Source organism: Mesorhizobium ciceri biovar biserrulae (assembly GCF_001618845.1).
GTDB classification, from domain to species: Bacteria; Pseudomonadota; Alphaproteobacteria; order Rhizobiales; family Rhizobiaceae; genus Mesorhizobium; species Mesorhizobium ciceri.
The window spans coordinates 5685915-5711987 of sequence record NZ_CP015064.1 but is presented as its reverse complement, the minus strand read 5'-3'; the positions used below and the strand labels follow the sequence as shown (position 1 = coordinate 5711987).

23 protein-coding genes and 1 riboswitch are annotated in these 26073 nt (G+C 64.0%); of the genes, 10 read left to right on the top strand and 13 right to left on the bottom strand.

Annotated features, from left to right (window positions below; all coding sequences use genetic code 11):
* Positions 1 to 11: 11 nt before the first annotated feature.
* Together A4R29_RS26945 and A4R29_RS26940 are read right to left on the bottom strand one after the other, a co-directional pair.
* Positions 12 to 476: a DUF2231 domain-containing protein gene (locus A4R29_RS26945; RefSeq protein WP_013529160.1), complete on the bottom strand. Its 465-nt coding sequence runs from the start codon at positions 474 to 476 to the stop codon at positions 12 to 14.
* 152 nt (positions 477 to 628) lie between these two features.
* Complete coding sequence (locus A4R29_RS26940) at positions 629 to 1534, bottom strand: DMT family transporter (RefSeq protein WP_063173242.1); 906 nt, start codon at positions 1532 to 1534, stop codon at positions 629 to 631.
* A 208-nt stretch (positions 1535 to 1742) separates the two neighbouring features.
* On the opposite strand from A4R29_RS26940, the gene A4R29_RS26935 reads away from it, so the two are divergent.
* Positions 1743 to 3041 carry an adenylosuccinate synthase gene (locus A4R29_RS26935; RefSeq protein WP_024502931.1) on the top strand — a complete coding sequence of 433 codons (1299 nt, stop codon included), beginning with the start codon at positions 1743 to 1745 and terminating at the stop codon, positions 3039 to 3041.
* Positions 3042 to 3116: 75 nt separating this feature from the next.
* Positions 3117 to 4775: a hypothetical protein gene (locus tag A4R29_RS26930; RefSeq protein WP_063173241.1), complete on the top strand. Its 1659-nt coding sequence runs from the start codon at positions 3117 to 3119 to the stop codon at positions 4773 to 4775.
* Positions 4776 to 4792: 17 nt separating this feature from the next.
* Here the strand turns inward: A4R29_RS26930 and A4R29_RS26925 are convergent, their stop codons facing one another.
* The 4 genes from A4R29_RS26925 to A4R29_RS26910 all read right to left on the bottom strand — a co-directional run bounded on the left by A4R29_RS26925 (position 4793) and on the right by A4R29_RS26910 (position 7887).
* Positions 4793 to 5092 carry a CcdB family protein gene (locus A4R29_RS26925; protein WP_063173240.1) on the bottom strand — a complete coding sequence of 100 codons (300 nt, stop codon included), beginning with the start codon at positions 5090 to 5092 and terminating at the stop codon, positions 4793 to 4795.
* Positions 5092 to 5343 (bottom strand): type II toxin-antitoxin system CcdA family antitoxin, encoded by a 252-nt coding sequence (locus tag A4R29_RS26920; protein ID WP_395316713.1) that lies wholly within the window; start codon positions 5341 to 5343, stop codon positions 5092 to 5094. The genes A4R29_RS26925 and A4R29_RS26920 overlap by 1 nt, the downstream gene beginning before the upstream one ends.
* Before the next feature lie 62 nt (positions 5344 to 5405).
* On the bottom strand, positions 5406 to 7226 hold the full coding sequence (locus tag A4R29_RS26915) for an ABC-F family ATP-binding cassette domain-containing protein (RefSeq protein ID WP_063173238.1): 1821 nt from the start codon (positions 7224 to 7226) through the stop codon (positions 5406 to 5408).
* Between the two features lies 1 nt (position 7227).
* Positions 7228 to 7887: a thiamine diphosphokinase gene (locus A4R29_RS26910; RefSeq protein ID WP_027162509.1), complete on the bottom strand. Its 660-nt coding sequence runs from the start codon at positions 7885 to 7887 to the stop codon at positions 7228 to 7230.
* A gap of 87 nt (positions 7888 to 7974) precedes the next feature.
* A riboswitch (TPP riboswitch) is annotated at positions 7975 to 8089 on the top strand.
* Between the two features lie 43 nt (positions 8090 to 8132).
* Between A4R29_RS26910 and thiB the strand changes: the two genes are divergently transcribed.
* From thiB to A4R29_RS26890, 4 genes are all read left to right on the top strand, one after another.
* Positions 8133 to 9131 carry a thiamine ABC transporter substrate binding subunit gene (gene thiB, locus A4R29_RS26905; protein ID WP_063169191.1) on the top strand — a complete coding sequence of 333 codons (999 nt, stop codon included), beginning with the start codon at positions 8133 to 8135 and terminating at the stop codon, positions 9129 to 9131.
* Between the two features lie 8 nt (positions 9132 to 9139).
* Positions 9140 to 10765 (top strand): thiamine/thiamine pyrophosphate ABC transporter permease, encoded by a 1626-nt coding sequence (gene thiP, locus A4R29_RS26900; RefSeq protein ID WP_063173237.1) that lies wholly within the window; start codon positions 9140 to 9142, stop codon positions 10763 to 10765.
* A complete protein-coding gene (thiQ, locus tag A4R29_RS26895) occupies positions 10758 to 11549 on the top strand; it encodes a thiamine ABC transporter ATP-binding protein (RefSeq protein ID WP_063169190.1) in 792 nt (263 codons plus the stop codon). The genes thiP and thiQ overlap by 8 nt, the downstream gene beginning before the upstream one ends.
* 259 nt (positions 11550 to 11808) lie before the next feature.
* Entirely contained in the window at positions 11809 to 13278 is a 1470-nt protein-coding gene (locus A4R29_RS26890) for a M48 family metalloprotease (RefSeq protein ID WP_024502938.1), read from the top strand.
* Positions 13279 to 13302: 24 nt separating this feature from the next.
* On the opposite strand, the gene A4R29_RS26885 is transcribed toward A4R29_RS26890, so the two are convergent.
* A complete protein-coding gene (locus A4R29_RS26885) occupies positions 13303 to 14166 on the bottom strand; it encodes an RNA polymerase factor sigma-32 (RefSeq protein WP_027162506.1) in 864 nt (287 codons plus the stop codon).
* A 322-nt stretch (positions 14167 to 14488) separates the two neighbouring features.
* Between A4R29_RS26885 and A4R29_RS26880 the strand changes: the two genes are divergently transcribed.
* The 3 genes from A4R29_RS26880 to A4R29_RS26870 all read left to right on the top strand — a co-directional run bounded on the left by A4R29_RS26880 (position 14489) and on the right by A4R29_RS26870 (position 16835).
* A complete protein-coding gene (locus A4R29_RS26880; RefSeq protein WP_013529173.1) occupies positions 14489 to 15262 on the top strand; it encodes an amino acid ABC transporter substrate-binding protein in 774 nt (257 codons plus the stop codon).
* Positions 15263 to 15387: 125 nt separating this feature from the next.
* Positions 15388 to 16068: an amino acid ABC transporter permease gene (locus tag A4R29_RS26875; RefSeq protein WP_013529174.1), complete on the top strand. Its 681-nt coding sequence runs from the start codon at positions 15388 to 15390 to the stop codon at positions 16066 to 16068.
* On the top strand, positions 16065 to 16835 hold the full coding sequence (locus tag A4R29_RS26870; protein ID WP_013529175.1) for an amino acid ABC transporter ATP-binding protein: 771 nt from the start codon (positions 16065 to 16067) through the stop codon (positions 16833 to 16835). The genes A4R29_RS26875 and A4R29_RS26870 overlap by 4 nt, the downstream gene beginning before the upstream one ends.
* A gap of 181 nt (positions 16836 to 17016) precedes the next feature.
* Here the strand turns inward: A4R29_RS26870 and A4R29_RS26865 are convergent, their stop codons facing one another.
* The gene (locus tag A4R29_RS26865) at positions 17017 to 17628 is read right to left on the bottom strand and encodes a LysE family translocator (RefSeq protein ID WP_024502939.1); all 612 of its coding nucleotides are present in this window, start codon (positions 17626 to 17628) and stop codon (positions 17017 to 17019) included.
* A gap of 155 nt (positions 17629 to 17783) precedes the next feature.
* On the bottom strand, positions 17784 to 18443 hold the full coding sequence (locus tag A4R29_RS26860; RefSeq protein WP_063173236.1) for a response regulator: 660 nt from the start codon (positions 18441 to 18443) through the stop codon (positions 17784 to 17786).
* A 130-nt stretch (positions 18444 to 18573) separates the two neighbouring features.
* Here A4R29_RS26860 and A4R29_RS26855 point away from each other — a divergent pair, with 130 nt between their 5' ends.
* Complete coding sequence (locus A4R29_RS26855; RefSeq protein WP_063173235.1) at positions 18574 to 20343, top strand: hybrid sensor histidine kinase/response regulator; 1770 nt, start codon at positions 18574 to 18576, stop codon at positions 20341 to 20343.
* 166 nt (positions 20344 to 20509) lie between these two features.
* On the opposite strand, the gene A4R29_RS26850 is transcribed toward A4R29_RS26855, so the two are convergent.
* From A4R29_RS26850 to A4R29_RS26835, 4 genes are all read right to left on the bottom strand, one after another.
* Positions 20510 to 21091, bottom strand: coding sequence for a CarD family transcriptional regulator (locus A4R29_RS26850; protein WP_013529179.1), 582 nt, complete (start codon positions 21089 to 21091; stop codon positions 20510 to 20512).
* A gap of 367 nt (positions 21092 to 21458) precedes the next feature.
* Entirely contained in the window at positions 21459 to 21797 is a 339-nt protein-coding gene (fdxA, locus tag A4R29_RS26845; RefSeq protein WP_013529180.1) for a ferredoxin FdxA, read from the bottom strand.
* Positions 21798 to 22031: 234 nt separating this feature from the next.
* Positions 22032 to 22418, bottom strand: a complete 387-nt coding sequence (locus A4R29_RS26840; RefSeq protein ID WP_013529181.1) for an RNA-binding S4 domain-containing protein — start codon at positions 22416 to 22418, stop codon at positions 22032 to 22034.
* A 16-nt stretch (positions 22419 to 22434) separates the two neighbouring features.
* Complete coding sequence (locus A4R29_RS26835) at positions 22435 to 25827, bottom strand: helicase-related protein (protein WP_063173234.1); 3393 nt, start codon at positions 25825 to 25827, stop codon at positions 22435 to 22437.
* Between the last annotated feature and the right edge of the window lie 246 nt (positions 25828 to 26073).

Here is a 26073-nt window from a genome sequence, read left to right as displayed (position 1 = left end):
CGGCGGCCGGTTCATGTCAACTCGTCCGAGCCATCGGAAACACCCACGCGATGTCGGTAGACCAGTTCCCAGCCCTTCCAGCCCGTAAACAGCAGGATGAGAACCACGATCAGCGATAGGACGATGCCGGTTGGCATCACGGCCGCCGCTCCGCCGGCATACCGCGAGTACCAGTTGTAAAGCTCGATCAACACGACGAGTACATTGCCGCCGGCATGGAGCCATGCCGTCGTGAGATTGCGGACCTGCACATCGCCGAGAACATCCGTCAAGCCAGCAAGCGCAGCCAGGGCAGCCATGATCAGGCCTGCGCCGAGAAGCCAAAGCGACCCGGTGACCCATCCGGGATCGGCTGTTCGCCAGAAGATAAGGTCGCAAACGAAGGTGCCGACAAAAAAGGCAATCGGAAACGGAATCAGCATCGGGTGGATAGGGTGACCAGCAATGCTTGCCGTGCTGCGAGGGTTGTGGCTCATCATGTCGCCTCCCTGGCGTTCAAACTCCGCTGGAGGTGAAATGTTCCAAGTAGGGGACGCGGCAGGATTCATGCCGCTGTTTCCGAGCCATTGGCGAAGTCCAGGCCGTTCGCGTGATTACCGCGACGGCGGAGGGCCTCAGCCGCCAAATGTCATCCGCGGTGGTCCGCCACCGCCATCTTGCGCCCGCTGTATTCGGCAAGCCCGATGCCGCCCAGCACGAGCACCAAGGCCAGCGCCTGATAGAGCTGGAACGTCTCGCCGACGATCAGCACCGACAGCAGCGTGCCGAAGATCGGCACCAGATTGATGAACAGGCCGGCGCGGTTGGCGCCGATCAGCTCGTTGCCCCTGATGTAGAAGATCTGCGAAACGACCGAGGCGCCGATCGCCGTATAGACGATGACGGTCCAGCCGCGCGCGTCGGGCATGATGACCTTGCCGGCGAGGACCTCCCACAGGAAGAACGGCAACGAGGTGACGAGTGCCGAAACCGACAGGGCCAGCATCAGGCTCTGCCAGTGCATCACCGGCTTCAGCCGCAACCCGACCGAATAGCCGCTGTAGAGAAAGACAGCGACCAGCATGATGGCGTCACCGAAATTGAGTTCCAGCGTCAACAGCCGGCGCGGGTCGCCATGGCAGGCGGTGAGGATCACGCCGGCGATGGTCAGCACGACGCCGACAATCTGCGCCCAGTTCACGCGCAGGCGGAAGAAGACGAAATTGGCAGTCATGATCAGGATCGGCATCGCCGCCTGTTCGATCGAGACATTGATCGCTGTCGTGTAGTTGAGCGCCGTGTAGAAGATGGTGTTGAACAGGGTGAAGCCGCTGGCGCCGAGGGCGACCAGCACGAACCAGTGCTTGCGGACCATCGGCCAGTCCTTCTGGATGGTCTTCCAGCCGATGGGCAGCATGATCGCCACGGCCAGCACCCAGCGCAGGAAGACCAGCGTCATCGGCGAGACGTGATCGACCGCCAGCTTGCCGGCCACCGAATTTCCACCCCAAAGCAAGGTGGTGAGCAGCAGGAATATGTAGGCGCTTCGATGCATCGCGGGATTCCAGTCGCCGGAGCTGCGGTGTTTGCCGGCCTATTGCCCTCGCTCGCCCAAGTAAATGATGTCAAAGCCGAAAATTGTTGTGCCTCAGGGCATTTTCGACGGCAAAGAAAGGTCGCGCTCGCGAGGTCTTGACGTTATAGAGGCCTGTCGTTTCGAACCATATTCAAGCCGCTTGGCGGCGTCTCAAGGGAAAAGAAACATGGCCAATGTGGTGGTCGTCGGCTCGCAGTGGGGTGACGAAGGCAAGGGCAAGATCGTCGACTGGCTGTCGGAGCGCGCCGATGTCGTGGTGCGTTTCCAGGGCGGCCACAATGCCGGCCATACGCTGGTCGTCGACGGCAAGGTCTACAAGCTGTCGTTGCTTCCGTCGGGCGTCGTGCGCCAGGGCAAGCTGTCCATCATCGGCAATGGCGTCGTGTTCGACCCGCACGCTTTCGTCGCCGAGGTGGCAAAACTCAAGGCGCAAGGTGTCGAAGTAGCGCCGGATCGCCTGAAAATAGCCGAAAACACAGCGCTTATCCTGTCCCTGCATCGAGAGCTGGACGGATTTCGTGAGGACGCCGCATCCAATTCCGGGACGAAGATTGGCACGACCCGTCGCGGCATCGGCCCCGCCTATGAGGACAAGGTGGGCCGGCGCGCGGTCAGGGTGATGGATTTGGCGGATTTGGAAACACTGCCCTTGAAAGTCGACAGGCTGCTGACGCACCACAATGCGCTGCGACGCGGGCTTGGTCATGCGGAAGTCACGCATGACGCGATCATGCAGGAACTAACCTCGGTCGCCGACGACATCCTGCCCTATATGGACCGGGTCTGGAAGATACTCGACGACAAGCGCCGGGCTGGCGAGCGCATCCTGTTCGAGGGCGCGCAGGGCACACTGCTCGATATCGACCACGGCACCTATCCGTTCGTGACCTCGTCGAACACGGTTGCCGGACAGGCTGCCGCCGGCTCCGGCGTTGGCCCGGGCGCCATCGGCTATGTGCTCGGCATCACCAAGGCCTATACGACACGCGTCGGCGAGGGTCCGTTCCCGACCGAGCAGAAGAACGAGGTCGGCGAATTCCTCGGCACGCGCGGCCATGAATTCGGCGTCGTCACCGGTCGCAAGCGCCGCTGCGGCTGGTTCGACGCGGTGCTGGTGCGCCAGGCCGTCGCGGTCAACGGCATCAAGGGCATCGCGCTGACCAAGCTCGACGTGCTTGACGGGCTGGACGAGATCAAGGTCTGCACCGGTTACCGTCTCGACGGCGAGATGATCGATTATCTGCCGGCCAGCCAGGGCGCGCAGGCACGTGTCGAACCGGTCTACGAGACGCTCGAGGGCTGGAAAGGCACCACTGCCGGCGCGCGCAGCTGGAATGATCTGCCGGCCCAGGCGGTCAAGTATGTCCGCTACATCGAGGAGCTCATCGGCGCACCGGTCGCGCTCCTTTCCACCAGCCCGGAACGCGACGACACGATACTTGTGACCGATCCGTTTCAAGACTAGTTTCTGAAGCCTTTCCGGGCATCGCGGCTGATTTGCGGGGGCCGGCGCGGAAGCAAAATACAGGTCGACTGAAGCATGGCAGATTTCGTTGCTATTCTGAAAAACGCGCTCGACAAGCATGGCGACGAGACGCCGGAAAAGCGTACGCGCATCTATGCCAGCGTTCGCACCATGCTGGCGAAGAAGCTTGGTGAACGTTCGCCGCCGTGGGCTCCCGAAGCCATAGCCACGCAGATGCGTTCGCTGGAAGACGCCATTACAAGCGTCGAGCGCGATTATGCCAAGAGCGTGCCGGAGACCGACCCGCTCGCGGAGCTGGAACACATCTTTTCGTCGATCGATCGCAACAAGAACCAGCCAAGCCATACGAGGCAGCCGGCGAAGGCGGAATCGGCCTGGCCGGCACCGCCCGTCGCCAAGCCCGAGCCCTATCAACCCGCGCCGCCGCCTGCCGCCAAGGTCGAGCCAAGCTGGCAAAGATCGACGCCGGCGCCTGCCCAGCCGGCTCGCGCCGACACGCCTCTTCCAGGCATGAACGCCGAGGAGGCGGACGACGAGGCCGATGTCTTTTCCAGCAACGAAGACAATGAAGAGCCGGTACAGGACACCTTCCAGCGCCTGCGTCCCGCCGAGCGCAAGCGCAGCTATGGCGGGCTGATCGCGGCCGTCGTCGCACTGCTGGTCGTTGCCGGCGGCGGCTATGGCATCTGGCTGAACAAGGACGCCTTCGGCAAGATGCTGGGGCTTGGCGGCAATCAGGTAGCGAAAACCGAACCCGTGAAGCCAGCGCCGGCCAAGCCGGCAACCGATGCCGCGGCAGCGCCGCCGGCGCCCGCGGCTGGCGGCACGGAAGCCGAAAGCACGAAATTCACCCAGCGGCTGACACCGCAGGGTGGTGAAGTCGAACCGGGTCCGGCCGGTGGCCAAAGCGGCATCGGCGAAGGCGAATCGGTCGCGGCGCTGACCACCCCGCCCTCGGCCACGAACGCACCGGCGATTTCCGCACCGGCCGCCGGTACGCCTGCCGCGACTACGCCTCCGGCGACAGATGCCGCCCCCGCAACGCCGCCTGCCAACGGAGCAGCGCCTGCAGCGCCGGCCGGTGCTGCCGGCACGCCGCCAGCACCGGCAGGTGCCGCGCCGCCCGCCCCGGCGGCTGCGCCTGCGGAAGCCGCTCTGCCTGTCGGCCAGAAGGCGATCTTCTATGAGGAGCGCACCAGCACCGCCCAGGGCTCCGCCGAGCCCGGCAACATCGTCTGGTCGCTGGTGCAGGAATCGCCCGGTGGCGACCTGCCGCCGGAGCCGGCGATCCGCGCCGAGGCGACCATTCCCGGCAAGGACATCCAGTTGCGCATGACCATCCGCCGCAACACCGACCAGACGCTGCCGGCCAGCCACATCATCGAGATGATCTTCCTGACGCCCGACGGTTTCGAGGGCGGCGGTGTCGACAACATCCTGCGCGTTGCCATGAAGGCTTCGGAGCAGGATGCCGGCAGCCCGCTGATCGGCATTCCGGCCAAGATTGCCGACGGCTTCTTCCTCGTCGCGCTCAACGACACCAAGGCCGACGAAGACGCCAACATGACCTTGTTGCGCGGCCAGGACTGGATCGACGTGCCGGTGGTCTACAAGACCGGACGGCGGGCGTTGCTGACCATGGAAAAGGGCATTCCCGGAGAGAAGGTGTTCGACGAGGCAATCAAGGCCTGGCAGGCCAAGACGGCAGGCTGAGACGCTGTAGCCGCCGTTCAGAAGCCCTGGAACAGCATGTCGAGCGCAGCGACGATGTCATCGTGGTGCTTGATCAGGTTCAACCGACTTTCGCCCAAATCGCTGGCCGGAACGGTGGCAACCAGGTGTGTTGCCATAACGAGCTTTCGACCGTTGATCTCAAAAATCGGATGAAGCTTTCGCATCGGCGGTGGCACCATTGCGACCGGCAGAAGCGGCACGACCACCCGCGTCTTGAAATTGTCGAGCAGTTCTGACTGAACGTCGAGCACATAGCTGCCTTCGATGCGACCGGCGAAGACATCATAGCGGGGCATCAGAACTGCCGGTAGTCTTCCAGCGGGATGCCATGTTTCTCGATATAGTCGTTCCACGCGTCCATCGTGGCGCGGTTCTCAAGCTTCCACAGCCGCGTTTTTTCGGCAGCCACCGCCTCCGCGATGCCGGCCTCCGCAGCGCGCGAGACATTCACGTCAAGTCCCTTGGCTTCCCTCATGAGGTTCGAATCGATCGACAGATTTGCTGGCTGACGGATCGCACTCAAGGCAATTTTGCGCAACATGCGCATAATGTATGCGCATTTCGGCGTCGGAGCAATAATCAAGCGACGCTAATTGGAGGTGTGCGAGCCTACCCTTCCATCTCCTCGCGCAACATCTCCAGTTCCAGCCATTCTTCCTCGAGCGCGGCCAGCGTCGCGCGCTCCTTGTCGAGGGCGGCGATGGTTTTCTGGAACGAGGCCGGATCGCGCTCGTAATAGGCCGGATCGGCGATGTTGTTCTCCAGCCGCGAGATAGAGGCCATCACAGCTTCGATTTTCTTCGGCAGGGATTCCAGTGCGAATTTCTGCTTGAACGACAGTTTCTTCGCCGGCACTTTTGGCGCGGCGGCTTCGCTCTTGCCTGACGCGGGCGCCTCGCCATTTTCGGCTCTCGCCCGCGCCTTGCGGTCGTCCAGCTTCGTGCCGCCGCGCTGCGCCAGCATGTCGGAGTAGCCACCGGCATATTCGATCCAGCGGCCTTCACCATCCGGCGCGATCAGGCTGGTCACGGTGCGGTCGAGGAAATCGCGGTCGTGGCTGACCAGGATGACGGTGCCGGCGAAACCGGCGACCAGTTCCTGCAGCAGTTCAAGCGTCTCCATGTCGAGATCGTTGGTCGGCTCATCGAGCACCAGAAGGTTTGCGGGCCGCGCCAGCACGCGCGCCAGCAAGAGCCGCGCCCGCTCGCCGCCGGACAACTCGCGCACCGGCGTGCGCGCCTGCTCGGGCTTGAACAGGAAATCCTTCATGTAGGAGACCACGTGGCGCTGCTCGCCATTGATGACGAGGTTCTCGCCGCGCCCATCGGTGAGATATTGTGCCAGCGTCTCCTGCGGGTCGACCGCCTCGCGCTTCTGGTCGAGCGTGGCGATCTCCAGATTGGTGCCGAGCCGCACCGAGCCGGCGTCCGGCTTCATCTCGCCGGTCAGCATTTTCAAGAGCGTGGTCTTGCCGGCGCCGTTCGGCCCGACCAGGCCAACGCGATCGCCGCGCTGGATGCGGGTCGAAAACGCCTTGACCACGGTGAGATCGCCAAAGCTCTTTTCGATGTTTTTCGCCTCGATCACCAGCTTGCCGGACTCGGTGGCGTCGCTCGCCACCATGATCGCCGACCCTTCGGCCCCGCGATGACCGCGAAAACGCTGACGCATGGTCTGCAACTCGCCGAGCCGGCGCATGTTGCGCTTGCGCCGCGCCGTCACGCCGTAGCGCAGCCAATGCTCTTCGCGAACGATCTGGCGACCGAGCTTGTGCTGCTCGCGTTCTTCTTCCTCCAGAACCAGGTCGCGCCATTCCTCGAAATGGCCGAAGCCCTTGTCCAGCCTGCGGGTCTGGCCGCGATCGAGCCAGACCGTGGCGCGCGACACGCGTTCGAGGAAGCGGCGGTCGTGCGAGATGACGATCAGCGCCGAGGAGGTGCGGATGAGTTCTTCTTCCAGCCATTCGATGACCGAGAGGTCGAGATGGTTGGTCGGCTCATCGAGCAGCAGGATATCGGGCTCCGGCGCCATGACGCGGGCAAGGGCGGCGCGCCTCGCCTCGCCGCCCGACAGGTCGTTCGGACGTTCCTCACCCGACAGGCCGAGATGCTCCATCAGATAGCTGGCGCGGTAGGGATCGTCGGCGGGGCCAAGCCCGGCCTCGACATAGGCGCGGACAGTGGCAAAACCTTCCATGTCGGGCATCTGCGGCAAATAGCGGACGGTCGCCGAAGGCTGGCGGAACACTTCGCCGTCCTGCGGCTCGATCAGGCCGGCGGCGATCTTCAGCAGGGTCGACTTGCCGGACCCGTTGCGGCCGACCAGTGCGATCTTGTCGCCGGCCGAAGCCGTCAAGGCGGCGCCATCGAGCAGCGGCGTGCCGCCGAAGGTCAGTTTTATCCCGTCGAGGTTGAGAAGGGGCGGGGCCATGTCAGCTTTCAGGTAAGGGATAGGGATGAGCGAGCAGCATCGCGCGGCCATGGCCGAGCGCGATTTCGAGGCGGCCCCCGGTCTTGTCGGACTTGACCTCGTTGGAAATGGTCAGCGACGAACCGAACGCCACCTTGACGTGAGCGAGCGGCCATTTGGCGCCGGTGACGGTCAGGCCGTCGAGCTCGGAAAAGCCGAGCACCGAGAACAGCGTGCCGTCGGCATAGTCGAAGCCGGCCGTTCCGCGCAGCAGGGGGATGCCTTCCTGAGCGCCGCTGGTCAAAAGCACGTCCGTTCCCGCCTCCGCCAGCCGCAGGGCGAGCGACAGATGCAGAAAAGCGTGGTCGGCGCGCTTGCCGCCAAAGGCGCCGGCCAGCACCAGGCGGGTCGCGCCGCGCTCCAGTGCCGCGGCGACGGCAAGTTCGCCATCGGTCTGGTCCTTTTCCGCCGGGAAGGTCCGGCGCGGCACGGAAGCGAGATCGTCCGGCAGGTTCGCCGGCACCGAATCGAAATCACCCACCCACAGCTCCGGCACGAGACCCAGCAACCGCGCATGACCGATGCCGGCGTCGGCGGCGATGACGCGGGAGCCTTTGACCTGACGGTCGAGCCGTGGCGTACGGATGAGATCGCCGCCAAGCAGGATGGTGAATGTGCTCATATTGTGTGGCCCTTACCAGCCCGGCACGGGAAACGGAAGGCGGCAAACTCCCGCTTGCATGGCGGATCGGCCCGGCCTATGTGTCGAAACGCTCTAACGGGGTGCCGGACGCGATCTTCGCGGACCGGCTGAGAGGCAGTCTCGCCAACCCGCTGAACCTGATCCGGTTTGTACCGGCGGAGGGATTAGACGTTTCGGACAGTCCGACGCCTCAATTCCTTTCAATTCAAACGAAGGAGGCGCCGATGCGCACGCTTTTATACGCTCTTGTTTCAGCAACGGTCGTGGCCTTGTCCGGGCCCGCCTTGGCCAAGGACAAGCTCACCGTCTACACCTATGAGAGTTTCACCGCCGACTGGGGTCCGGGTCCCGTGGTGAAGAAGGAGTTCGAGGCCGAATGCGGCTGCGACGTCGACTTCGTCTCGGTCGCCGATGGCGTCGCGCTGCTCAACCGCGTCAGATTGGAAGGCACATCGACCAAGGCCGATATCGTGCTTGGCCTGGATACCAATCTCACCGCCGATGCCAAGGCGTCAGGCTTGTTCGCGCCGCATGGCGCGGTGACGGATGTCAGTGTGCCGGGCGGCTGGAGCGACGACACGTTTGTCCCCTTCGACTACGGCTATTTCGCTGTCGTCTACGACACGCAGAAGATGAAGACGCCGCCGAAGAGCCTGAAGGAGCTGATCGAAGGCAGTGCCAACGACAAGATCGTCATCCAGGATCCGCGCACCTCGACGCCAGGCCTCGGCCTGCTTCTTTGGGTCAAGTCGGTCTATGGCGACAAGGCACCCGAGGCCTGGGCCAAGCTCAAGGCCAAGGTGCTGACCGTGACGCCGGGCTGGAGCGAGGCCTATGGGCTGTTCACCAAGGGCGAGGCGCCGATGGTGCTGTCCTACACGACGTCGCCAGCCTACCACATGGTCGCCGAGAACACGGAGCGCTACCAGGCGGCCTCCTTCGAGGAGGGCGAGTATCTGCAGATCGAGGTGGCGGGTATCACCACGACAGGAGCCAAGAATCCGCTGGCGGCCAAGTTCATGGCCTTCATGACCGGGCCGAAATTCCAGGATGCCATCCCCGAGACCAACTGGATGTTCCCGGCAGGCAAGACCGACAAGCCGCTCAATCCGGCCTTCGACAAACTGGTCAAGCCGACGAAGACCTTGCTGTTCAGCCCGCAAGAGGTCGCCGCCAACCGCAAGGCCTGGGTCGATGAATGGCTGGCGGCGATGAGCAAATAGGCAGCGCGATGGCGCCGGCGCATTCCACGGATTCCCGCGTCAGTGCCGGCATTGTCGCGCTCGCTGCAATCGCGCTGCTGATCGGCGGCGCGTTTGCTGGCCTGCTTTTCGAGGGCGCCCATGATTTCTCGGGCGCCTGGGCAGCCTTCGATCCCTATCTGCTTCGCGTCATTCGCTTCACGCTCTGGCAAGCGGTCCTGTCGACGCTGCTTTCGGTCATCCCGGGGCTGTTTGTGGCGCGCGCTCTGTCGCGGCATCCACGTTTCTTCGGCCGCGCCTTCATCCTGCAGATCTTCGCCGTGCCATTGGCGCTGCCGGCCATCGTTGCAGCGCTCGGCATCCTGGCGCTTTATGGCCGTGCCGGCTATTTCGCCGGCGTGCTTGCCGTTATCGGCGGCGGAAGCTGGCCGGGCATCTATGGCCTGTCCGGCATTCTCGTCGCCCATGTCTTCTTCAACCTGCCGCTGGCGACGCGGCTGTTCCTCGAGGCGCTGCAGACCATACCGGCCGACCAATGGCGGCTGGCGAGCCAACTCGGCATGGCGGCGCGGCCGGCGTTCCGGCTGATCGAATGGCCAACGCTGCGCGCCGCACTGCCCGGCGTCGCCGGGCTTGTGTTCATGCTCTGCATCACATCCTTCACGATCGTGCTGACGCTCGGCGGCGGGCCGGCCGCGACGACGCTTGAGGTCGGCATCTACCAGGCGCTGCGCTTCGATTTCGATCCCACGCGGGCCGTTACACTGACGCTGCTGCAGATCGCCTTGACCTTTATCGTGGTGCTGGCACTGACGCCGCTAGGCGCCAATGTGGTCGGCGACACCAATTTGCCGGTCGCGCAACGCCGCCATCTTTCGGTCAATCGGAGCGAGACCTGGTTGAACGCGCTACTCATCGTCCTGGCGCTGCTGTTCGTCGTCGGGCCGATGGCGGCAACCGTGATGGCCGGATTGAGTGCCGATCTCGCCCGCTTGGCCGGCGAGGCCACTGTCCGGCAGGCAACGCTGACCAGCGCGGCGCTCGCCTTCCTGTCGGCGCTGCTTTCGGTGATGCTGTCGCTGGCGCTGACCATGGCGCGGCGGGCACTGGCGCTGAACAGCCGGACTGGCCGCAAGACACTGCTCGAACATGCCGCCGATACCGGCGCCGGCTTTGTCCTGGTCGTGCCGCCGATCGTCGTCGGCGCCGGCTGGTTCCTGTTGTTGCGCCTTGTCGGCGATGTCTTCGCCCTCGCCCCGGTCATGGTCGTCACCGTCAACGCGGTGATGGCGATGCCGTTTGCGCTCCGCGCCGTGCGTCCCGCCTATGATGCAGCGAGCGAGCGTCACGAACGGCTCTGTGCACAGCTCGGCATTGCGGGCTGGAACCGGCTGATGCTGGTCGACTGGCCGTCGCTGCGGCGACCGCTCGCCACGGCCTTCGCTTTCGCCATGGCGCTGTCGCTCGGCGATCTCGGTGTCATTGCCTTGTTCGGCAGTGATTCCGTGCAGACATTGCCCTACCTTCTTCTGGCTCGGATGGGCAGCTACCGCACCGAGGATGCCGCCGGCCTCGCACTGCTGCTCGGCCTCGTCTGTCTCGCGTTGATCGTGGCGGCGCACTGGCTGGGAAGGGAGGAGGTCCGTGATGCGTGAAAAGGCGGCCAACGGGCTCGCGAAGGGCGCGCCGGTGCGGCTGGACAAAGTGTCGTTCAGCTATGGCAGCTATGGCGAGGCGCCGCTTGTTTTCGATGTCGAGTTTGCCGCGGCGACGATCACCGCCATCATGGGGCCGAGCGGTTCGGGCAAGTCGACACTGCTCAATCTGGTCGCCGGCTTCGAGACCCCACGGTCGGGCCGCGTGCTGGTCGGCGGTGTCGATGTCAGCGCCGAGCCGGCCTCGGCGCGGCCGGTGTCGATGGTGTTCCAGGAGAACAATCTCTTCGCGCATCTTTCCGTCGAGCAGAATGTCGGGCTCGGCCGCTCGCCATCCCTGCGGCTGACCGAGGCGGACCGCGCCGCGGTCGCCGAGGCGCTTGCGCGCACCGGTCTTGCGGGCAAGGAGAAACGCCTGCCGCGCGAGCTCTCCGGGGGCGAACGCCAGCGCGTCGCACTGGCCCGCGTGCTGGTGCGCGACCGACCGGTGTTGCTGCTCGACGAGCCCTTCGCTTCGCTCGGACCGGCTTTGCGCGACGAGATGCTGGACCTGGTTGCCGCCGTTCATGCCGAACGCGCCATGACAGTGCTGTTCGTCACCCACCAGCCGGAGGATGCACGCCGCATCGGCGAGCATATGGTGTTTGTCGACAATGGGTTGGTCGCTGCGACCGGCAAGGCTGATGATTTCTTTGCCGGGGCTGGTCCGGAGGCGTTCCGGCGCTATATCGGCGCGGGTGCCGGATATTCCACATCACGCGATGTTGCCCGGAAGCGGACATAATTTACGGTCAAACCGGCTCCAGGCGATGTGGCGTTTGCTTGCCATGACCGGGGGAGTGTGGCTAGGTCCGCCCTACCGGTCCGGCACAGGCCGTGATTTGCCTGCAGTATCCGGCGCCCGCCCCTGGGACGGGCCGCGGATACTGCAGCAGTTTGAGATGTGGCACGTGAGCATTCTGAAGATCGTCCCCGATTTTCAATGTCATGTGCCGGGAACCCGAAAGGAAGCCGTTCTGGCGATCGGCGCTAACACATTGGGAATGAAACCGCTGGCGCGCTTCCTCGCGCTGGCCGGCTTTGCCGTGGCGTTGGCAAGCTGCCAGATGTTCACGCCGCCGGAAGTTCAGGAATCCGGCTTCCAGCCTTCCGACAAGCCGATCACGGTGGACAATGTCGGCGCCAACAACAAGCTCGCCGAATTGGCCAGGGCGCAGCATCCGCGCATCCTGGCGACCTATGGCGGCGAATATTCCGATCCCAAGCTCGAGCGCATGGTCGCCAAGGTGGTCGGTAGTTTGACGGTGGTGTCCGCCAACCCGACACAGACCTATCGCATCACCATTTTGAATTCGCCCAATGTCAATGCCTTCGCGCTGCCGGGCGGCTATCTCTACATCACGCGCGGCCTCCTGGCGCTGGCCAATGATTCGGCCGAGCTTGCCGCTGTCATCGCGCATGAGATGGGCCACGTCACCGCCAATCACGGCTTGCAGCGCCAGCAACTCGAGGCAGAGGAAGGCCTGGCGACCAAGGTGGTTTCCGATGTGCTCGGCGACAGCCCGACCGCCAAGGCGGCGTTGATCCGCGGCAAGCTGAGGCTCGCGCAATTCTCGCGCAACCAGGAGCTGGAAGCCGACGCCATCGGCATCAAGTCGATCGGCGAGGCCGGCTACGATCCTTTCGCCGCCGGCCGCTTCCTGCAATCGATGTCGGCCTACACCGATTTCCGCTCGATCAGCGGCGCCACCGACGCCAGCCTCGACTTCCTGGCCACGCACCCCAATACGCCGCAGCGCATCGATCTGGCGCAGCGCCATGCCCGCCAGTTCGGCGCGCCGGGCGTCGGCACGCGCGACCGCGATTCCTTCCTCGCCGGCATAGACGGCCTGCTCTATGGCGACACGCCGGAAGAAGGCTATGTGCGCGGCGAAACCTTCCTGCATCCGGGCCTTGGCGTTTCGTTCACGGTACCGGACGGCTTCATCATCGACAATTCGGCGGCAGCGGTGACGGCCACCGGCCCCGGCGACATAGCGATCCGTTTCGATGGCGTGTCGATCGACAAGAACCGGGCGCTGACGGACTATATCCGCAGCGGCTGGGTGGCTGGTCTCGTCGACAGCAGCGTCAGGCAGGAAACCATCAACGGCAACGAGGCAGCGACCGCGCATGCCGGCGCCGAAGGCTGGCAGTTCGACATTGCGGTGATCCGCGCCGGCGGCCAGGTCTACCGGCTGCTGACCGCGGCCCCTTCGGCCAGCACGTCGCTGGACACAATCGCCCGCTCGGTCAGCGGCTCGTTCCGGATCCTGAGCGCTGCCGAAAAGGCGGCGCTGAAGCCGCTGCGCATCCGCGTCGTCACTGTCCAGCCTGGGCAGACGATGGGTTCGCTTTCGGCGCAGATGGTCGGCGTCGACCGTAAGCTCGACCTGTTCCGCGTCCTCAACGCGCTGTCGCCTGGTGCCGCGGTTTCGGCCGGCGACAAGGTCAAGATCGTCACGGACAAGTAGGCACCTCCGGACGCCTGCCGCCGTTCAGGCGGCAGTCGCCATGAACTCCGGATTCTGCTTCACCAACGCGACCTTCAGCTTTTCCATGGCGCGGGCCTCGATCTGGCGGACGCGTTCCTTGGAGATGCCGAGGGTTTCGCCGAGCGCTTCCAGCGTCGCGCCCTCGTCGTTAAGCCGGCGTTCCTCGATGATCCTCAACTCCCGTGCGTTGAGCGCGCGAAGCGCCTCCCTCAGCCAGAGCGAGCGGCGCGCGACATCGATCTTGTCGCCGACGATCTCGTCGGGCAGCGGATCGTCCGAGACCAGGAAATCCATGCGCTCGGTCGAACCCGCATCGTCGGCAACCGGCATGTTGAGTGAGGAGTCGGGAGCCGACAGCCGCGAATCCATCATCGCCACGTCGGCTTCGGAGACGCCGAGTGCTTCCGATACTTCGCGATAGAGCGTTGCGTTTGACAGTGGCTCGGCGCCATTCGCCAGCCGCGCGCGCAGGCGTCGCAGGTTGAAGAACAGCGCCTTCTGCGCCGAGCTGGTGCCGCCACGCACGATCGACCAGTTGCGCAGGATGTAGTCCTGCATCGAGGCCCGGATCCACCATGTCGCATAGGTCGAGAACCGCACCTCGCGCTCCGGCTCGAAGCGGGCGGCGGCCTCGAGCAGTCCGACATGACCTTCCTGGACCAGGTCGCCGAGCGGCAGGCCGTAATGGCGGAATTTGGAGGCCATGGAAATGACCAGCCGCATATGCGCGACGGTGATGCTGTGCAGCGCGTTCTGGTCGTTGTCCTCTTTCCAGAGCAATGCAAGCCGATGCTCTTCGTCACGCTCGAGGTAGGGAGCCTTCATCGCCGCGCGGACCATGATCCGTCCTGCCGTGTCTTCCATCATGAGGCGCTCCCTGGGTGGTGCGGATGACTTTGCAAACTTGGCTGGCGCCCGGGTTGAAATGGCGGCGTCGTGCCCTAGAACAGCCAGAACTGCCATGCGCGGGAAAGGTTCCGCGACCGTGGCTGCGGGATTGTGTTGCCCGACGGACTCCGGGGATGATCCGCGACAGTTCTGGTGTCGGCTGGAAAGCGCCAGTTTGAGTATCCGATTTCAGAAACTGGTTGTTTTTGGAATTCTGTTCCTTATTTTTTCGGCTTGCATCTGTCAGTTTCCAGCGCTCACAATATGCCGGTCGGCCGGCCAAGGACGGGATCACAGAAAAATGAAATGGCTCAAGTCGCTCATCATCGCCGGAACGCTGCAGGCCTTGGCTGTCACCGCAGGCCATGCCGGCGCCAATCTCGACCAGATCAAGCAGGCCGGGGTCATCAAGGTCGGCACGGAAGGCACTTATGCGCCATTCACCTATCATGACACTTCGGGCGCACTGGTCGGCTTCGACGTCGAAATCGCCAAGGCGATCGCCGACAAGCTCGGCGTCAAGGTCGAATTCCTCGAAGGCAAGTGGGACGGGCTGATCGCCGGCCTCGACGCCAATCGCTATGACGCCGTCATCAACGAGGTCGGCATCACCGATGCCCGCAAGGCCAAGTACGACTTCTCCGATCCTTACATCGCCTCCAAGGCGGTGCTGATCGTGCGCGGCGACAACACAGACATCAAGACCTTTGCCGATCTCAAGGGCAAGAAGTCGGCGCAGTCGCTGACCTCGAATTTCGGCAAGCTGGCCGAAACGAACGGCGCCGAGCTGGTCGGCACCGATGGCTTCGACCAATCGATCCAGCTGCTTCTGACAGGCCGTGCCGACGCCACGATCAATGACAGCCTGTCGTTCCTCGACTTCAAGAAGCACAAGCCCGACGCCAATGTGAAGATCGCCGCGCAAGAGGAAAACGCCGACTATTCCGGCGTCATCGTGCGCAAGGGCGATCCGGAGCTGGTCGCGGCGATCAACAAGGCGCTGGCCGACATCAAGGCCGACGGCACCTATAAGAAAATCTCCGACACCTATTTCGGCCAGGACGTTTCGAAGTAATCTATAGGCGGGCCGCTCCGCGGCCCACAGGACATATCGAGCGGCGAGCCGTCTTTGACGGTCCGCCGCTTTTGTTGTGATATGTCGCGCCTCGACGAAGCCTCGACTTATTTGGAGGATGTTACGTGCCGCACTGGCTGCAACTGATGCTGGAGTCGCTGCCTTCGCTGTTGTGGGCGGCGCTGATCTTCACCGTGCCGCTGACGCTGTTGTCCTTCGTCCTTGGGCTGACCGTTGGGTTGGGTGCGGCGCTTGCCCGGCTGTTTGGTCCGAAACCGCTGGTCGCGCTGGTGCGCTTCTATGTCTGGATCTTCCGCGGCACGCCGCTGCTGGTGCAGCTGTTCCTTATCTTCTACGGCCTGCCGTCGGTCGGTATCCTGCTCGACGCCTTCACGGCGGCGTTGATCGGCTTCACGCTCAACATCGGCGCCTACACGTCGGAAATTATCCGCGCGGCCATAGGCTCGGTGCCGAAGGGCCAGTGGGAAGCGGCCTATTCGATCGGCATGACCTGGAGCCAGGCGATGCGGCGCACCATCCTGCCGCAAGCCGGCCGGGTCGCGGTGCCGCCGCTTTCCAACACCTTTATCTCATTGGTCAAGGATACGTCGCTGGCCGCCGCCATCACCGTGCCGGAGATGTTCCAGGCGGCGCAGCGCATCGTCGCCACCACCTATGAGCCGCTGATCCTCTATGTCGAGGCGGCGATCCTCTATCTGGCGCTGAGTTCGGTGCTGTCGGCCTTGCAGACGCGGCTGGAGACCCGGCTCAACCGCTATGGCGGCTTCCTGGAGGCACGCTCATGATCGGCCTCAGCAACATCGAAAAGCGCTTTGGCGACAATCTCGTGTTGAAGGGCGTGACGGTCACCATTGCCGAAGGCAGCGTCACGGCGCTGGTCGGCCCGTCGGGCGGGGGAAAGAGCACCCTGCTGCGCTGCATCAACCTCCTGGAGATCCCGACCTCGGGCACGGTGCGCATCGGCGACGAGACGCTCGAATTCCATCCTGGTGGCAGGGTTCCGGCCAGGGATATCCAGCGCCTGCGGCTGCAGACCGGCATGGTGTTCCAGAACTTCCAGCTGTTTCCGCATCGCACCGCGATCGAGAACGTCATGGAAGGGCTGGTGACGGTGCTGAAATGGGCGCCTGAGAGGGCACGCGAGCGGGCGCTGGCTCTGCTGGAGAAGGTGGGGATGGCGCACAAGGCCGACGCCTGGCCGGCGACGCTGTCGGGCGGCCAGCAGCAGCGCGTGGCGATCGCCCGCGCCTTGGCGCCGTCGCCGAAAGTGCTGCTCTGCGACGAGCCGACCTCGGCACTCGACCCGGAACTGGCGCAAGAGGTGGTCGACGTGCTTGGCAAGCTCGCCAGTGAAGGCACGACCATGGTGATGGCGACGCATGATCTGCGCCTCGCCTCCAAGATTGCCAAGGAAGTGGTGTTCCTCGATGCCGGCGTCGTCGTCGAGAAGGGACCGGCCGCGGTGCTGTTCAACAATCCGGAGCAGCAACGGACGAAGCGGTTCATTGCGACGCTGAAGCAGGAGGCTGAGAAGGAAGGCGGCGGCGGGTAGGCGCGGCCTAGGGTCTGTAGAATTCGGGCGATGGCCCCGAAGGCGCGCCGGTTCCGGTATATCTTGCCGGATGCGCGAGCAGGCCGTCAGCCATCCTTCGGCATATCGGGCCTTGCCGCCAGCAGCCGCTGAAATTTCACCGTCAGATCTCCCCCGAAATCGCGGCTCTTCATTTGCAGGTTCAGATATGATGGCTGACGAGCGCCACGCCAAGTCCGATGAGGATCGAACCGCATGTCTTGGGGATCACCCATCCGGCGCCAGTGAACCGGCCAACGGCGAGCGAGGCGATGCCGACCGCCGCAAGGTCGGCCATCGAGAAGATGAGATTGACGATGATGCCGAGGATGAGGAACTGCAACCCGACGGCCATGCCGGCTGACGGATCCACGAACTGCGGCAGGAAGGTCAGGAAGAACAGTGCCGTCTTGGGATTGAGGATCTCGACGACCATGCTGTCGCGAAATGTGTTCGGGGCCGGCCTGGCACCATCCTCGCCCATCCGGTTCCAGCCCAGGAACATGGCAAGGCCCAGCGAAATGAGATATGCGGCGCCCGCCCATCGGATCACCAAGAAAGCGACCGGCGCGTGTTCCATCAGTGCGGCGAGCCCGACCGCCGCGGCCAGGATGTGCACGTAACAACCAAGATGGACACCCAGTGCCGCCATCAATCCCGCCTGACGGCCATGGGCCAGCGTCTGCGCTGTCATGTAGAGAATCGCCGGTCCTGGCATGCAGGCGAAGGCGAGCGTTGCGAGGGCGAACGGAATCCAGAGATCCAGCGATGGCATGACAGCTCCTCCCATGATCAAGCCGTGGGAGGAGTAGGCCGGGGGGCAGGCCGAAAACATACGACGGATGCCGTATTTGGATGATGATCGGGTTTGGCTAATCTGCCGATGGTTAAGGGGACGTTGCCGGGTTGCCCATTGTAGCGGCTGCGATATCAGCCGGTGGGCAATCCCAGACGAACCGCGTAGGCGGTCAGTTCGGCGGTGTTGTGGAGACTGAGCTTGCCCATCAGATTTTCGCGATGTTTGCGAGCGGTCGGCAGGCTGATGCCCAGTCGTTCGGCGATGTCGCGCGTGATCATGCCTTGCGCCACCAGTTGAAGGATCTGCCGTTCGCGCCGCGTCAGCGGTACCGGGGACAGGATTTCCTGCGCGGCTATCGGCTCGCTGTCCCTGCCTATATCGCTGACCGCGAAGCGAACGGTTTTCGCCAGATAGGTGCCTCCGTTCTTGACCGCTTCGATGGCAGCGCCGAGTTCCTCGGGATCGCCATCCTTGGTCAGGTAGGCGTTGGCGCCGGCGCTGAGCGCGGCGCGTACTGTCCTCGGCTCGACATTGGCCGTCAGCACCACGATCCGCAGGCGTGGCGCCAAGGTCCTGATGGTGGCGATAAACTGCATCCCGGTCACACCTGGCATGCCGAGGTCGAGGATCAAAAGGTCGGCGCGCGTGCTTCGCAGCTGGCCAAGCAGCGCCTCGCCATCCGCAGCCTCGGCGACGACCGAGACATTGTCCATAGCCGAGATAAGCAGCTTCAGCCCCTCGCGCACGATGGCATGGTCGTCGGCGAGTATGGCGGTGAGCGAGCGGTTCATCGGGGCACCATCCAGGGCTGCAGCGGCGTATATGGATCGATCGCCAACTTATGCGAAACAGGTTGCCGGTAGATCAACGGTACCTGGGAAGACCGGCCGGAGAATTACTTGGGACAATTGGAGGGATTCGATGCAGGAAGACAAGATACGCCAGGCCCTGGTCGAACTCCTGTATCGCAATTCCTACGGCGTGGTCATCTCCAACATCGTGATCTCGATGGCGGCGGTCTATGTTCTGAGAATGGCCGTTTCCGCCAATTGGCTGACCGGCTGGCTGGCGGCGCTGTATCTGCTGACGGCTATCCGGGTGCTGGCGTCGCGCCGTTTTTTCAGCCGCTCAAGGGATCGCGGCTCGATCTTGCGCTGGGCATGGCTGGCCACGGCGTTTTCCTGTATGTCGGGCCTTCTGTGGGGGGTGCTTGGCTGGGTCGGCTTTATGCCCGAGGCGCCGATCGTGCTGTCCTTCACGGTCATCGTCCTGACTGGTCTCGTCTGCGGTACGGTGCCGTCGCTGTCGGCCTTTCCGCCGGCGCTGGTCGGTTCCATCCTGGCCACGGTGGTGCCGGTCGCCTTGCGCTGCTTGACCACCCAAAGCGATATTTCCGGCGCCTTCCTGTTCCTGCTCGCATCGCTGGTGGCGATCAATTTCTACTACTGCCGTATCACCTACCGCATGCTGCGCGAAACCGTCAGCCTGCGACTGGAGAACGAAACGCTGGTCGAGCACCTGCAAGAGGAACGCGACAGGGCGCAGACCGCCGACCGTGCCAAGACGCGTTTTCTGGCGGCGGCGAGTCACGATCTGCGCCAACCGATCCATGCCCTGAGCCTGCTGGTCTCGACGCTTGCCATATTGGGGCAGCGCGGCGACGTACCCTCCGGCGAGGCGCGCGATCTGGCCAGCCGGGCGAAATCGGTTGTCAGCAACTTCAGTGGGCTGCTCAACGCTTTGCTCGATATCTCGCGGCTCGATGCGGGCATCGTCACGGTCGCGAGCGAGGCGGTGCCGCTGCGCGACCTCTTTGGTGATCTTCGCAATGAATTCGCCGCCGAGGCAAAACAACGCGGACTTACGTGGCGCGTGGTAGACAGCAGTCTCTACGTCGACAGCGACCCGATGATGTTGAAGCGCATCCTCAACAACCTGGTCTCGAATGCCCTTCGCTACACCAAGCAAGGTGGTGTCCTGCTGGGCTGTCGCCGGCGCGGCGCATGTGTGGAGATACAGGTCCTCGACAGCGGCCCCGGCATCCCCGCCGATCAGCAGGGGATGGTCTTCGAGGAGTTCGTGCAGTTGCAGAACCCGGCGCGGGACCGCACGCAAGGCTTGGGACTCGGGCTCGCCATCGTTCGCCGCACCGCCGAGCTGTTGGGGCACCCCCTGAAATTGGCTTCGACGTCCGGGCGCGGTTCCCTGTTTTCCATCACCGTCGCGAAGGCCGGCGCGGTGCAAGCTCGCTTGGAGGTCGACACGACATCGCCGGCCAGCAGTGCCGCCGGCATCATGGTGGTCGAGGACGAGGGCGACGTTCTCGATGCCATGGTGCGCTTGCTCAGCCTGGAGGGACATCGTGTCTATCCCGGCCGCTCCGCCGCAGAGGCGCAGGAGGCCCATACGGCGGCGCTGGCTGCCGGCGATGCGCCGGTCGACCTGATCATCGCAGACTACCGTCTCGAGAATGACACCACCGGCACCGACGCGATCCGTGCGCTTCACGCCCATATCGGCCGGCTTGTCCCGACCATCATCATTACTGGCGATACGTCGCCGGCGCGCCTCAAGGAGATCAGCGCCAGCGGCAGCCGCATCCTGCACAAGCCGATCGCCGACGAGGAATTGCGCGAGACCATTGCCGCGGTCTGCTTTGGCGGCAAGGCGATAAGTGGCGACACACGTTAAAACGAAAACGCGCGCTCGACGGCTCGGCGCGCCGGCAAGCCGCGATGCAGCACGCTGGTGCGCAGGGCCTACCAACATCGAAGCTGCCGCCCGAAAGCAAAAGAGGCCCCGGTCAAACCGGAGCCTCCAATCGTTTCTGGCAGGATTTCTCGAAAGGTGAGAAAGATCAGGCAGCTTCTTCCTGCTCGGCCTCTTCATTGTCGGCCTTGGCGCCACGCTTAGGGCCCTTGTTGAGGTTGACCTCGATCAGGCGCACGGCTTCGGTTTCCGACATGCGGTTGACGGCCGCGATCTCGCGGGCCATGCGGTCGAGCGCCGCCTCGTAGAGCTGACGCTCGGAATAGGACTGCTCCGGCTGGTTGTCGGCGCGGTAGAGGTCACGCACGACTTCCGAGATCGAGATCAGGTCGCCCGAATTGATCTTCGCATCATATTCCTGGGCGCGGCGCGACCACATGGTGCGCTTGACGCGGGCGCGGCCCTGCACGACCTTCAGCGCGCGCTCGACATAATCCTCTTCCGACAGCTTGCGCATGCCGATGGAGGTCGCCTTGGCGACCGGCACCTTCAGGCGCATCTTGTCCTTCGAGAAGTCGATGACGAACAGTTCCAGCTTGTGTCCAGCAACTTCCTGCTCGTCGATCGAGACGATCTGGCCGACGCCATGCGCCGGGTAGACGATGTACTCGCCGGTCTTGAAACCGTGACGCGCAGCGGTGGACTTCTTCTGCGGGGTGATCGTTGCCATTGCGCACTGAACTCCTTGTTGTGGTACCGGCGTCCTGCCGGCCCGAACTCGCGCGATCGGAGAAACCGACCGTTAGCCGCACAACAGATGAACCCATCGGAAAAGCCGGACCGGCAAACCGCAACATCGCGACCGCCTGGCCCAGATCGCTCTGGTCCGAATGGGATTTTCACCTTTCAGTGATTTGGGGCGTCTGCGCCATAAATCGACGTTGTGTCACCGGCATGTTTCGCTGATGTAACACAAAAAGTCGGAAGAATCAAGGTTTTGCTGCATACGCGAAGGCCACAACCCGGCGCCGGCTGTCAAGCCGGTTAATGTGACGTGCCTCTTACCCTGCGTAATACCGGCCTCTGCGGCCGTATTGTCAATCGCCTTCGCCGGGCTCGGCGGAGAAGTATTTCTCGAACTTGCCGGCCTCGCCGTCGAAGGATTTCGCGTCTGCCGGCGGTTCCTTCTTGGCGGTGATGTTGGGCCATTTCTCGGCGTATTCGGTATTGACCTGCAGCCATTTGTCGAGGCCGGGCTCGGTGTCGGGCTTGATCGCGTCGGCCGGGCATTCCGGCTCGCAAACACCGCAGTCGATGCACTCGTCGGGATGGATGACGAGCATGTTCTCGCCTTCGTAGAAACAATCGACCGGACAGACCTCGATGCAGTCCATGTATTTGCATTTGATGCAATTGTCGGTCACGACATAGGTCATCGGTCGGCTCCGGGACGTCCCATTTTGTTGGGCTTTTTCCGTCAGGTAACGCCTTTGGCCGCTGCTTGCAAGGGCAGCCATTCCTGTCGGCATCAGCGTTTCGAAATGGAATTCCAGGCAGCCGGCGCCCCAGAGGCCGGCGACCTCATGCAGGGCTTCCTGTTTGCCGGGTTCAGTTTTGCTTCAAACACGTGGTTATCCTGGCAAGCGCCGCCTGTTTTTGGACGCCAGGCATCAATCTTCGCCGAGCAATCGGTCGGTCTGGCGACGTTCCTTCTTGGTCGGGCGGCCGCTGCCGGCCTCGCGCAGCCCCGGAATTGCATCGGGAGGGGCTTCGCCCTTCGGTGCGGGCGGTGGCGACATATCCTCGTAGAGCGTACGGGCTTCCTCGGCCGGGCCGCGTCGCGCACCCGCGCCGAGGACCTTCCAGATGAAGATGCGCCGCTCGAGCGTGATGGTCAGGACGTCGCCTGGCTTGACCTGATCTGAGGCCTGCGCTGCTTTGTCGCGATTGATGCGGACCCGGCCGGCGACGACCAGTTTTGCCGCCAGCGAGCGCGATTTCACGACGCGGGAGAAGAACAGCCATTTGTCGATGCGCTGGCGGCCTTCGGCAACCATCGAAGCGAGCCGGGTTCTACTTCTTCAACTGGTCGCGCAGAGCGGCGAGCTTGGCGAAGGGCGAATCCGGATCGAAACGCACCGGACGCTCCTCGCGCGGCTTCGGCTGGAAGGCGGGTTTGCCGCCTTGCGGACCACCCTTGCCATCCGGCCTGCCACCCTTCCAGTCGGGACGGCCTTCGCGGCGGTCGGGACGCTCGCCCTGCGGCCTGTCACGTCGCTGTTCGCCTTCGGCCTGCGGCTTGGGTTTGAACTTCGAGCGGTCGAAGCGCGGCTTGCCGGCTCCATCGCGCCGTCCTTCATGGGCCGGACGCTCTCCGGGTGCAGCGGCGGCCGGTGCGCCGGCGTCCGCAGGCGCATCGCTTCGGCCGCGCGCTTGTCCGTTGCGTGGGCGATTGTTCCTGCGGTTGTCGTCGCGGTTGCGCGGGCGCTGTTCGAAACGACCCTGACGCCACAACAGGATGGGTTTTGGCGCTTCGGCTTCCGGGGCGGGTTCCCCGGTGGCTGCTTCAGTCACCGTCACGGGTTCGTCCGGCGCGGCGTCCGTTGCCGGCGCGGCATTTGACACCAGCTCGGCCGGTGCAACTTCTTCTGCCGCTGCGGCTTCAGTCTCGGCAGCTTCAGCCTCTGCCTGCGGTTCAACCGGTGCCGGTTCAGCAGCAGCCTCGGCAACAGGCGCTTCGTCTTGCACGGTTTCGACCGGAGCGTCCGCCTGTTCTCCCACGGCAGGCGCAGCAGGTTCCGCCGCGGCGTCGGAGGTCATTTCGGTCGCCGTTTCCGAAACGGCCACTGCGTCCGATGCCGGCTCCGACCCTTCGACTGCTGCCTCTGCTGCGGCGTCCGCCGCCTTGGTCTGCTCGGCTCGTGCAGCCTCTTCCGCCGCAAGCTTCGCCATCGCTGCTTCGCGCGCGGCATTGTCCTGTGCTTCGAGCCGCGCCTTGACCTCGACGGCCGGCTTCGGCTCGGCACGGTAGCCGAGACCTTTGAGGATCTCTTCCATGTCGTCCGCGGTGGCGCCGAGGATCGACATCATCGGCGGCGTCACCATGAAGGACTGGCCGTCATAGGCGCCGTCCGGGCGCTGGCCGAGGCCGGGCTTCCAGTTGGTCGCCGGGCGGATCAGATCCGCCAGCCGTTCCAGGATGTCGATGCGCACGGCGCGACGGCCGAGATTGCGGTAGCCGGCAAGCTTGTAGAAGGTCTTGTCGAAGGCCGGGTCGATGACCACCGAGGTGCGACCCGAGGCGAGCGCATGGACCACGTCGCCAAAACCTGGCTTGTCCTTGCCGTCGTTCTTCAGCGCCCACAGCAGCGTCACCAGCCCGGCAGGCGCCGGCTTGATCAGCGCCGGCACGAAGACATGGTAGGCGCCGAAGCGCACGCCAAGCCGGCGAAGGGCTGCGCGGCCTTCCTGGTCGAGCGACTTCATCTCCTCGGCGATGTCGCGGCGGTTGATGAGGCCGAAATTCTCGACCAGCTGGAAGGCGATGCCACGGCCGATGCCGGAAATCTGGTCGGCGTTTTTCAAGTCGACCAGCGGCTTCAGCAGCGACTCGATCTGGAAATTGACGAAACGCTCGGCACGCGCGGCGACCTTGTCGCGCGCCGGGCCGGTCAGCTGTTCGTCGGCCAGCAGCACCAGCCGCGGCTTCAGCGCGTCTTCGCCTGATACAAGCGTGCCGATCGGCGCACCGATCCAGCGCAGCGTGCCATCCGACCCGAGCGCGATATCGCCATTGGCCGAGGCGCCGAAGCGTTCGGCGCGCGCCTCGAACTCGGCGGCCAGCGCCTTCTGGGCAGCGGTGCGCACCGCCTTGGCGTCTTCGCCGCCGGCGGTCTGGTCGGCGGTGAAGCGGAACCCTTGCAGCTCGCCGACATGGTGGCCTTCGACAAGGACGGTTCCGGTAGAACTAATTTCGGCTTCAGGCATGGTATTTTCTCTAAGGCGCCGCATGAGGACGGAAGTCCTGCGGTCTACGAAGCGTTTCGTCAACCGCTCATGCAGCGCATCCGACAATCTGTCTTCGATTTCGCGCGTCTTTTCCTGCCAGTGTGCCTGATCGGCCAGCCAGCCGGGCCGGTTCGACACGAATGTCCAGGTGCGGATCTGGGCAATGCGATGCGAGAGCGTATCAATGTCGCCCTCTGTTGTGTCGGCGCGGCGCACCTGCTCGGCCATGTAATTCTCGTCGACATGGCCGTGGCGTGCGAGGTCCGTGTAGATTGAGGCAATGAGATCGGCATGTTGGGCCGGCGCGATCCTGCGGTAGTCGGGCAGCGCGCAGGCTTCCCACAGCAGCGCCACGCGCTTGGCATTGGTGGTGAGTGCGCGGATGTCCTCGTCGCGCGACAGATGCTCGAGCGCCTGTGCATCGACGGCAGGCAATGCCCGTGTCAGTCCCTCGACCGGGGCGTTGGTTTCGATCGAGCGCTTCAGCGCGTCGAGGCTGGCAAAGTCGAAATGTGCGGTGCGCCATTGCAGCACCTTCACCGGGTCGAAGTCGTGGCCTTCGATCTTCTTGATCAGATCCTCGTCCAGCGGGTCGACCTGGCCGGTGACACCGAACGTGCCGTCGCGCAGATGCCGGCCGGCGCGGCCGGCGATCTGGCCAAGCTCGGCCGCCGTCAGATTGCGATACTGGAAGCCGTCGAACTTGCGATTCTGGGCGAAGGCGACGTGGTCGAGATCGAGGTTGAGACCCATGCCGATGGCATCGGTGGCGATGAGGTAGTCGACATCGCCGGACTGGAACAGCGCCACCTGGGCGTTGCGGGTGCGCGGCGAGAGCGCGCCGAGCACGACGGCGGCACCGCCCTGCTGGCGGCGGATCAACTCGGCGATGGCGTAGACCTCGTCGGCGGAAAAGGCGACGATCGCCGTGCGCCGCGGCAGGCGGGTCAGCTTCTTGGAGCCGGCATAGGCAAGATGCGACAGCCTCGGCCGCGTCACCACCGAGACACCCCTCAGCAGGCGCTGCAGGATACTTTGCATGGTGGCGGCGCCCAGCAGCAGCGTTTCCTGGCGGCCGCGCAGGTGCAGGATGCGATCGGTGAAAATGTGGCCGCGCTCGAGGTCGCCGGCGAGCTGCACCTCGTCGATGGCGACGAAGGCGGCGTCGGTCTCGCGCGGCATGGCCTCGACGGTGCAGACCGAATATTTGGCGCCCGGTGGCTGGATCTTTTCCTCGCCGGTAATCAGCGCAACCTTGTGGGCGCCGACCTTTTCGCAGACGCGGGCGTAGACCTCGCGCGCCAGAAGCCTGAGCGGCAGGCCGATGATTCCACTCTCATGCGCCACCATGCGCTCGATGGCGAGATGGGTCTTGCCGGTGTTGGTCGGCCCGAGCACGGCGGTCACGTCGCGGCCCGACAGGATCAGCGGCTCAGTGTGTTTGGGCTGGATGTTCATCAACCTAGAATAAGGCTTCCGGGACCTGGAGATAAGGCTTCTGGCCTCTGGTTGTCGGGAGCGTGCCTCAAATGGGCGCGTATGACAGGCGACACATAGGGATTTCGGGCGCGAAGCGAAAGCGGAATGTTCCGTCGGCAGCCAGAAGGTGGTTCTGTCAAGCTCTCAATCAGATGCGGATTAACGGATGGAACGAGTCTGGAACGAATCGGCGACGAATCAGTGACTCCTGCAGATTCAGCTTTT